At 65.7% G+C, this 9,360-nt stretch carries 8 protein-coding genes and 1 pseudogene; 4 read left to right on the top strand and 5 right to left on the bottom strand.

What is annotated here, in order from left to right; translation table 11 throughout:
* The 3 genes from ACY693_RS09695 to ACY693_RS09685 all read right to left on the bottom strand — a co-directional run.
* Positions 1 to 667 (bottom strand): efflux RND transporter permease subunit (locus ACY693_RS09695; protein ID WP_462321622.1); only part of this gene is annotated, 667 nt, incomplete at its 3' end.
* On the bottom strand, positions 664 to 1,701 hold the full coding sequence (locus tag ACY693_RS09690; RefSeq protein WP_462321621.1) for an efflux RND transporter periplasmic adaptor subunit: 1,038 nt from the start codon (positions 1,699 to 1,701) through the stop codon (positions 664 to 666). The genes ACY693_RS09690 and ACY693_RS09695, both read right to left, overlap by 4 nt.
* 114 nt (positions 1,702 to 1,815) lie before the next feature.
* Positions 1,816 to 3,159 carry an MFS transporter gene (locus ACY693_RS09685; RefSeq protein WP_462321620.1) on the bottom strand — a complete coding sequence of 448 codons (1,344 nt, stop codon included), beginning with the start codon at positions 3,157 to 3,159 and terminating at the stop codon, positions 1,816 to 1,818.
* Positions 3,160 to 3,556: 397 nt separating this feature from the next.
* Between ACY693_RS09685 and ACY693_RS09680 the strand changes: the two are divergent.
* The 3 genes and pseudogenes from ACY693_RS09680 to ACY693_RS09670 form a co-directional block, all read left to right on the top strand.
* Positions 3,557 to 4,294 (top strand): annotated as a pseudogene (locus ACY693_RS09680) (xanthine dehydrogenase family protein molybdopterin-binding subunit); the annotation flags it as partial.
* Between the two features lie 219 nt (positions 4,295 to 4,513).
* Entirely contained in the window at positions 4,514 to 5,329 is an 816-nt protein-coding gene (locus ACY693_RS09675) for a xanthine dehydrogenase family protein molybdopterin-binding subunit (protein ID WP_462321623.1), read from the top strand.
* Between the two features lie 4 nt (positions 5,330 to 5,333).
* Complete coding sequence (locus tag ACY693_RS09670; protein ID WP_462321619.1) at positions 5,334 to 6,314, top strand: FAD binding domain-containing protein; 981 nt, start codon at positions 5,334 to 5,336, stop codon at positions 6,312 to 6,314.
* A 322-nt stretch (positions 6,315 to 6,636) separates the two neighbouring features.
* Here the strand turns inward: ACY693_RS09670 and cfa are convergent, their stop codons facing one another.
* Positions 6,637 to 7,848, bottom strand: coding sequence for a cyclopropane fatty acyl phospholipid synthase (cfa, locus tag ACY693_RS09665; protein ID WP_462321618.1), 1,212 nt, complete (start codon positions 7,846 to 7,848; stop codon positions 6,637 to 6,639).
* Between the two features lie 279 nt (positions 7,849 to 8,127).
* Between cfa and ACY693_RS09660 the strand changes: the two genes are divergently transcribed.
* Positions 8,128 to 8,658 carry a S1C family serine protease gene (locus tag ACY693_RS09660; protein WP_462321617.1) on the top strand — a complete coding sequence of 177 codons (531 nt, stop codon included), beginning with the start codon at positions 8,128 to 8,130 and terminating at the stop codon, positions 8,656 to 8,658.
* 397 nt (positions 8,659 to 9,055) lie between these two features.
* Here the strand turns inward: ACY693_RS09660 and ACY693_RS09655 are convergent.
* The coding region (locus tag ACY693_RS09655; protein ID WP_462321616.1) for an efflux RND transporter permease subunit at positions 9,056 to 9,360 on the bottom strand (305 nt) is incomplete at its 5' end.

Here is a 9,360-nt window from a genome sequence, read left to right as displayed (position 1 = left end):
CGCTGGGGTCCGGCTCGACACGTAGCTGAGTGCCACCGGCGCCGACCAGATAGGTCAAGCCGGCGCGATCGATGGTGGCCATGCGCCAGCGCAGCTCCTCGGAAACGTCCCAGGCGTCGGCGCGACTGTAGCGCTCAGCGGCTGCGGCAGTTGGCGCGACCGTCAGCGTCACCACGGCCACGTCCTCAATGCCTCGGGCGACGATCAGGGGTTCCGGGATGCCGGGTGGTCGGCGCTCGCCGTTGGCGCCGATGCGCTCGATCACGCGCAGCGCTGCGTCGTCACTGCTGGTGCCCGGATAGAAGCGCGCCGAGATCACCGCCTGACCGTCGCGGCTGCGCGAAGAGACGTGCTCCACGCCCTCGATACCGGTGACGATGTCTTCGACCGGCCGCGTGATGGTCTCGACCACATCTTGGGCCGAGAGCCCCGGCGCTGGCACCAGGACCTCGACCAGCGGCACCGGGATCTGCGGCTCCTCTTCGCGCGGCACCAGACTGATGCCGACGATGCCGAGCAGCACCGCGATCAGGATCAGGATCGGCGTCACCGGGTTGTCGATGAAGAACGCACTGATCCGTCCAGCCAGGCCCAGCGGACCTGCCGGCTGTGCTTGATCCTGTGTCGGGTCCTGCCCTGGGTTCTGCTCCGGGTCCTGTGCCGTCATGGCGCGATCAGGCGGTCACCCGCGCGCAGGCCCGAGAGGACGATCATCCGATCGCCCCGGCGCGCTCCGAGCTGGACCAGGGTGCAACCGGCCTCGGCGCGGTAGACGAAGGTCAGGCCATGACGCTCGCTGATCAGCCGCTCGGGCACGACCAAGCGCTCAACCTGATCCAGGGTCAGTCTGACCGGGACGCGACGCCCGACCGGCAGCGCCGGTTGCCCCTCGGGCAGACGCAGATCAGCCTCGACCCGGCCTTGCCTCACATCCGGATACAATTTTACGAGCTCGGCCTGTTGCGGACCCAAGGTCGTTTCCAGGGTTAGTGACGTCGCTTGCTGAAGCCGGCCCAGGTGGCGCTCGGGGACGGCGACGCGGATCAGCGCCGGTGCTGCAGCGATGCGAGCAATCAGGCCACCGGCCTGCATCGCGCTGCCGGTGGTGGGCAGGACCTCGATGACCCAGCCTGTGGCAGGCGCCAGCACCTCGCCGCGTTCTTGACGCGCGAGCAAGGTATCGATCTCGGCAGCGGCCGCTTCCACCGCATTGGTCGCCGAGACAGCCGCCTCGCGGGCATCATCAAGATCGGCCTGACTCATCACGTCTTCGACGTGCAGCTCCTCGGCGCGGGCAAGTGCCCGCTGTGTTTGGCGCTCACTGGCTTCAGCCCGGGTGCGCTCGGCCCTGGCTGCGGCGATACGGGATTCGAGCTTTGGCGGCTCGACCCGAGCGATGACTTGGCCATCCTCGACCGCGTCGCCCTCATCGACAACCAGCTCGCGCAGCAGGCCCGCAATGCGTGCACGGGCCTCAGGGCGCTCCACCGGTTGCACCTCGGCATGCACGATCCGGGTCACCGGGACCTGTTTCGCCTCGACGACGTACTCCGGCTGTTTGCCATTTGGGGAATCGCCCCCGCTGCCAGGGCTTCCGGTTGCGTCGGCTGTTGCGTCGGCCACCGTGAAGGTCACCGTGAACAAGCCAGAGAGGAACAGCGTCAGCCCGGAGGGGGGTAACCTTATCGCGCGAGATTGCACGCGCGATGGGCTCCTCCTGACAAGAGCAGCGAGTACTGACGACAAGGGCCTGATCGGACTGAGTTGGATTAGAGTGCTCACGACCGTTGCCATAAGCAAACCCTGTACCTTCCATCATCTTCCCTCGCGCGCCGCCAGGGCAGCCCGCACTTCGGCATGCCGCTCGCGGGACACCGGGAAGCCGCGCAGAAACAGGGCGCCGGCGGCCATCATCACCGCGGGAACAGCGCCATAGATCAGCATCAGTCGGGCTTGAATGTCCGCCGGTGTCGTGTCGGCTGCGGGGTCATAACCGACGGCCGCCGGCAGCGCCGTGCCAAGCAGAACCCCGAGCGCAAGGGCGAGCTTGGTCGTCATGTTCCAGGCCGCGAAAAAGAGCCCCGAGCGCTGCTCGCCGGACTCCAAGGTGTCGACATCGATCACATCGGCAGCGATCGAATTCGCCAGGAACAGGATCGATGCGAAGCTCGAGCCGCGGATCGCGACCAGCATGATCAATAGGGTCGTATCGCCTTCGCGCAGCAGCGCCAGCGGCAGGCTCAGCACCGCGAGCCAAAGCGCGGCGGCGATCAGCGCCTGGTGTTTGCCGATACGCACCGATAACCAGAGCCAAGCAGGCACTGCCGCAAGCGTGCCGAGGTTCTCGATGAACAACATCAACGGGAACAGCGACTCGTCGCCCATCACGTCGGCAAGCACCAGCCGATGCAGCGTGCCCTGGATCGCAATACCGGAAACGAACAGCAGCACAGAGCCAACCATACGCCCGAACGCCGGATTGCGCACCAGGATGCGCAGGCCAGCCCGCCATCCGAGGCGCTGATGAGCGAAACCAGCCGAACGGTCCTCAGGGACCGTCAGCACGGCAATGCCAACGAGCAACGGCAGGCCGACCAGGACCAGCCAGGCGATGCCGCGCAGCTGCTCGGCACCAGCCTCGAGACCCAGGGTCGTCAGCACGACGAGGAAGCCGAGCAGAGCGACCTGTCCGGCCATCGACAGTGCTTCGCGCACACTGGTGATCCGGGAACGCTCATCGTAATCGGTCGACAGCTCCGCACCCCAGGCCCTGTGCGGCAGGTCGATCAAGGTGAACCCGAGATAGAGCAGCGCCGTCCACAGCAGCAGCCCGCCGATGGTCGCTGACTCGCCCGGCACAAAGACCTGCCAGATCGCGACCAAGAACAGCGGCGTGCCGAGCAACATCCAGGGCTTGCGGCGACCCCAACGGGTTTGGAAACGGTCGCTGAGGGTCCCGATGAGCGGGTCGGTCAGGACATCGAAGACCCGGGAGGCTGCGATCGCGGCCCCTACCGCCGCCAGCGGCAGGCCGAGCTCATCGGCATAAAAGGCAGGAATGAACAGCGCCATCGGCAGAGCGGCGACCGAGGTCACGAGCGATGGCAGTGAATACCGCAGCAACCTCGCCCGCGGCAGTCTGGATGCAGTTGGTGACATGAGGCGGAGTCCTGAAGATTGGGTTGACTGCAGTCGCGGCTGGCCCCTAGCGCTCGACCTGGTCGCGATGCGCCAGCTGATCAGGCCCTACATTCAGGATGCCAGGTCGATGTGGGACCGACCATTCGGCTGTCTCCGACCCCGGCCGGGCTAGAGTCTGAGGCTGACACTATCGCTTGGCCGAGCGCCCCGGCCTGATGCTCGCAATCCTGAAGCAGGCGTTGCGGAATCAGCGCAGGCCTCGATGCACGTGTCATTTCAACCAGCAGTGGGGTATTTGCTGCGGCCCAGAAGGGCAATACAGCATCACCCAAGCCTTGCGTCGCGGTCCGTCAACGCCTCCGGGCTGCCATGATGTTTCCAGGTCGACTACGAGCCCCTCCCCTTCGTCTCCGAGATGGAGACCGCGCTCGACGATGAGGCCGCCCTGGTGCACCCCAACGGCAACCAGGCCAGTAGCAGCAGCGATGCGCGTGGCGATGTCGAGCAAGGCTTCGCCGAGGCCGATGTGGTCGTCGAGCAGGTCTTTGGGACCGCCAGCGAGATGCAGACATCGCTTGAGCCCCGCGGCTGCGTGGCGAGCTGGGACGGCGACCGGCTGACCCTCTGGGAATCGACGCAAGGCGTCTACGCCGTGCAGTCCAAGGTCGCCGAGGTGCTAGGCCTGCCGCTGTCGCAGGTGTGAGTGATCGGTCACTACATGGGCGGCGGCTTTGGCTCCAAGCTCAGGACCGACAAGTACTCGATCATCGCGGCGCTGTTGGCGCGGCGCATCAACCGGCCGGTCAGACTGTTTCTGACCCGTGAGCAGACGCTGCTGCCCCAGGGCAATCGACCACCGACCCGCATGACGCTCAAGGTCGGCGCTCGCCGGGACGGCACCCTGACCGCGATCCGCTTTGACGGCTTGGCCACTGGCGGCGCCTACGCCACCGGCGGCACGTCATTGCTCGACTGGCTGGCCAAGGACCTCTACCGCTGCCCGAACGTGGCCACCGAGCTGACCGACGTCTACATCAGTGCCCAGCCGGCGGGACCGTTCCGCGCACCCGGCTATGTGCAGTGCTCCTGGGCCATGGAGCAGACAATGGATGCGCTGCCCAAGAAGCTTGATCTGGACACGGTCGAGCTGCGGCTGCGCAACATTCCCGACGGCACCCAGGCGCGCGGCAACAAGCCTTACACCACCGACGGCCTTAGGCGCTGCATCGAAGAAGGCGCAGCGGCCTTCGGCTGGCAGCAGGCCCGGAAGCAGACCCGCCAGCAGGCCAAGCAGCAGACCAGGCACCAGAACAGGCAGCAGGCGGCGGCAGAGCGCGCCGGCTCCGAGCCTGCCGATGCGGACAGTAGCGCTGTGACGGCAGCGCCCAGCCCAGCGCCGGAGACCAAACCGAGCAGCCAGTCCCACAATAGGCCCCACATCAAACGCGGTGTCGGCATGGCCGCCGCGAACTGGTTTGCCGGCGATGGCGGCCGGCCATCAACGGTCATCGTACGGTTGTTCACCGACGGTACCCCCAATCTGAACATGGGCGCCTCGGACATCGGCACTGGCACCAAGACCGTGATGGCGATGGTGCTCGCCGAGGAGCTCGGCATCGCGCCAGAGCGGGTGCAGATCGAGAATGCCGATACCGGCACCACCCAGTTTGCGACCCCGTCCGGCGGCAGCACGACCGTGCCGACCGAGGAACCGACGGTTCGGCGCGCCTGCCTCGCAGTCAAGGACCAGTTACTGGATATGGCCGCGCAACAGCTCGAGCTGCCGCGCCGCGACCTCGTCTTCGTCGGTGACCGGAGACACGGGACCAACGGCCAGCTCGTCGGCGGCGTGACCATGGGTGTGGGCTTCGCCAGTACCGACATGCGCGTGATCGACGGCCCCGCCGGCAAGCTCTGCAACAAGAACTGGCACGACTACAAGCTACCGACGGCACTGGACGTGCCAGCCGAGGTCACCTCGGTGCCCATCGCCCTGACCGACGAGCAGGCCAACATCGTCGGCGCCAAGGGCCTCGGCGAGCCGGTCACCATCCCGACCGCTGCGGCCATCGCCAACGCGCTGTTCGATGCCGTCGGCGTGCGCCTCCTCGAGACTCCCATCAACCCGCTCACGCTGGTGGAGCAGCTGCACGCAGCCACCGGCGCGGCCAATTCCGCAGAGGGCTGAGCCTATGTATCCCGCCCTCGGCTATGTCCGGCCGACTGCCCTGCAAGACGCCATGACTCAGCTCGTCGAGCAGGACGCCAAACTGCATGCCGGTGGCACCGATCTGCTCGGCTGCCTCCACGATCAGGTCTTCACCGCTGAGCAGTTGGTCAGTCTGGGAGGCATCGATGGCCTCGATGGTATGCGCTTCAACGAAGACGGCAGTATCGCCATCGGGGCCATGACCCGTCTCACCGACATCACCGATCACGAGGAGCTGCAACAGCGTTGCCCGGGTCTGGCCGCCGCGGCCGCTGAGGTTGGTAGCCCGCAGCTGCGCAACCAAGGCACTCTCGGCGGCAACCTATGCCAGAAGCCGCGCTGCTGGTACTACCGCGGCGACTTCGATTGCCTGCGCAAGGGCGGCGACCATTGCTTCGCCATCCCGGGCGAAAACCAGCTCCACTGCATCCTCGGTGGCGCGAGCTGCGTCATCGTCCATCCATCCGACACCGCGCCGGCGCTGATCGCGCTCGATGCCGAGGTGGCCATCAGTGGCCCCGAGGGGCACCACCGGATGCCGGTCGCCGACCTGCACGTGCCGCCGAGCGAAGACCCGACCCGCGAAACGCGCCTGACCCGCGGCGAGATCATCACCGAGATCCTGATTCCGCCGATCCGGGACGGTCGCTACAGCAGCTACCGCAAGATCCGCACGCGCCGCGCCTGGGACCTCGCCCTCGCCGGCTGCGCGCTGGCGCTGAGCTTCGATGGCGATGTGGTGCGCGAGCCGCGCATTGTGCTCTCCGGCGCGGCACCAATCCCCTGGCGCGCTATCGAGGCCGAAAACAGCCTTCGGGACCAACGCCTCGATGAGACCGCCATCACCGAGGCCGCGAAAGCCGCCGTCGCCGATGCCCGGCCGTTGACGAAGAATGGCTCCAAGGTGCCGCTGTTCGAAGGCATGCTGCGCGAGGAGCTGACGCAGGCGGCGAATCGCGGGTGAGCGACTGCGAAATCGCTGCAAAATCTAGAATTCGCTGCTCTCACGGCGGTCAACTGACGTTTCGAGGCATCTTGGCACGATTCTAACGCCCATGGCGCGTCGCCACTCCGGACGATGAAGCGCTTGTTTCAGGGTAAGACCCTAACCGCCAGGATGGCGCGACGGACTGCAACGCGAACGGCGCTTGCTGCCTCATCGGCAAGCGAGATGGCTTTGGCCAGTGGGCCGTTCGCCCGACGCCCGACGCCCGACGCCCGACGCCCGACGCCCGACGCCCGACGCCCGACGAGGCGATGCTGCGTCGGGAAGCGCCAGGCCGGCCTCAGCGCGGCGCCCGATAGGTTTCGCGGCGACCCTGAGGGTGACTCAGCACCAGCTGCCAGAGATGGCCGTTGCGCGAACGGAAGAACCCTGCGGAGCAATGCAGATAGTACTTCCACATACGCCGGAAGCGTTCGTCATAGGCGGCTTTGGCGAGGTCTGGCCATGCCTGCTCCACATTCGCCCACCAGGCCATCAGGGTACGGTCATAGTCCGGCCCAAACGCATGCCAGTCCTCGAGCACGAAGCGCGGTCGCAGTGCCTGGGCGAGTCGCTCAGCATTGGGCAGCTCGCCATTGGGGAAGATGTAGCGGTCGATCCAGGGATCATTGACCGGATTGGCAGCGCTGGTGCCAATGGTATGGAGCAGGAACAGGCCGCTCTCTTTCAGCAGCCGCGCCACGGTATCAAAGAAGGCGGCGTCGTTCTTGCCACCCACGTGCTCGAACATGCCCACCGAGGCGATCTTGTCGAAGCGTCCATCCAGCTCACGGTAGTCCTGGAGGCGGATATCGACGGGAAGCCCGGCGCAGCGCTGCCGCGCCAACTGGGCCTGCTCGCGCGAGACGGTCAGGCCAACCACCTGCACATCGTAGTGACGCGCGGCGTGCTCGGCCAAGCCACCCCAGCCGCAGCCGATGTCAAGCACCCGCTCGTGTGGCTCCAGCTCGAGCTTGCGGCAGATCAGGTCCAGCTTCGCGCGCTGAGCGCTCTCGAGGTCCTCGGCCTCGGCCCAATAGCCGCAGCTGTAGCTCATGGTTGGGTCGAGCATGGCTTCGTAGAGGTCGTTACCGACATCGTAGTGCTGCTCGCCAACCTGGAAGGCTCGCTCGGCGCTCTGCAGATTCAGCAGCCGGGCGCGCAGCGCGAGCAGCGCGAGACGCAAGCGCAGACCGAGGCCAGCAGCACCCTGCAGTCTTTCCTCAATGCCGTTTCCCAGCAACCGAGTAAAGGTCTGATCCAGCGCTGGCGCATCCCATTGCTGATCCATATAGGACTCACCGAGACCAAGTGAGCCGGCGCTCAGAACTCGGTCGTAGAAGGCCGAGTCCTTGACCCGGATATCCCAGGGTCGTTGTCCGTCCAATGTCACATCCACCTGTGCGGCCAATTCCTTCAACAACTGCGGGCCGCCCCGACCGAGACCGCGAATGTTGTCAAACAAGCCGCGCTCGGGCTGCGACTGCCAGGTTTGATTCGGAAACATGCTCATCGGTTGCCGCTCCTCGTCTTGAATGCAGATTGCTAATGAACTGCCTGCCTTCAGGCACCCCCCCTCAACAAACGCCGTTGCCAGAACGAATAACCGCAAGATCAGTGCCGTTCGAAACGACGGCGTCCTCTGCTGTCAACCCTTGATCGAGTGGGCGATAGCGACCAGAGGTCGGGGCAAAGTACCCGCTCTCGGTGATGCAAACCCGGCCCTGAATGGCTCGGCTGCAACACGGGCCGAACCGCCGATTGAAACCCTTGTGACCGCTCGAGAACCTGAGTGCTGCAGGCACTGGTCTTGCTTCACTATTTGATGTCGGCTTCGCGCCAGCTGTCGCAGTACTCTGGTGGCCCCCTGCTCGACTCGGCCGGCCGCCTCATCGGCGTCAATACCGCCATCGTCTCCGGCAGCGGCGCCTTCGCCGGTGATGGTTTCGCGGTTCCTGTGGACGTGGTCAATCGCGTGGTCTCAGAGATCATCCGAGAGGGCAGCGTCGCACGGCCTGGGATCGGGATCGTAGCGCTGACCGAGGCCATGACCGCTCGCCTAGATGTCGACGGCGTCGTCATCGCAGCGGTGCAGCCGGGCTCGCCTGCAGCCCGTGCCGGTCTGGAGGGTATCGACCAGCGAGCCGGGAGGCTTGGCGACGTGATCACCCATGCCGAGGGCAAGCAGGTACAGAGTGTCGCCGACCTCGCAGCCATCCCAGGCGAGGTCGGCCTTGGCAACGAGGCGAGCCTGAAGGTGCGGCGCGGCAGGAGTACGCGCAATGTACAGGTGACGGTCGTCAACATCTCCGCCCCCGCCTAGTGCCTGAAGTTGCAGTACCAAGCCCTTGCCTAAAAAGGACGCGGTTGCGAAATCGTAATCATGGCAAGGCTTGAGCGTCTGAGCCAGTGGGACTGTGCACAGGGTTATCCACAGGGACGGTGGATAAACCGGCCTTGACAGCAAGTCATGAGAGCGTTCTCGCTCGCCGAGCGCGCTGACCGTGATAGATCGCTAAGTCATTGATCTGCTGTTATGGTCGATCATTGGCCAACCCCTTTCCGCTGTGTGCAAGGACTTGTCTGGCCGATGAATCGCGGCGGTTATCCGCGATCGATTAACATAGTTGTCCACAAGGCCTGTGAACCTTTTGATCCTCCGGAAAATCGGCGGGGTTGAGCTGAGTCAATAGTCAGGCCGCGCCAACCGTTTCGGCGATCTATGTGCGCACCGCGCGCCGGTGTCGCTCGGCCAGCTTCAGCACCGTCACCGTCAACGCCGGCAGCAGTGTTAGCGTGACGATGGCGGCGCCGAGGATGCCGAACAGCACGATGGCACCGACACCGCGGTAGAGCTCGGCGCCGGCACCGGGTAGGAACACCAGCGGCGACAGGCCGGCGATGGTGGTGATTGCCGACATCGTGATCGGCCGCAGCCGGGCGGCGACCGCCTCGCGCACCGCCGTGACCGGCTCCATGCCCTCATCGCGCGCGTTGGCCATGGCCCGGTGCAGGATCAGGATCG

The sequence above is a fragment of the Halochromatium sp. genome (assembly GCF_054919635.1).
The sequence above is the reverse complement of the archived record's forward strand: the minus strand, read 5'-3'. Positions and strand labels throughout refer to the sequence as shown.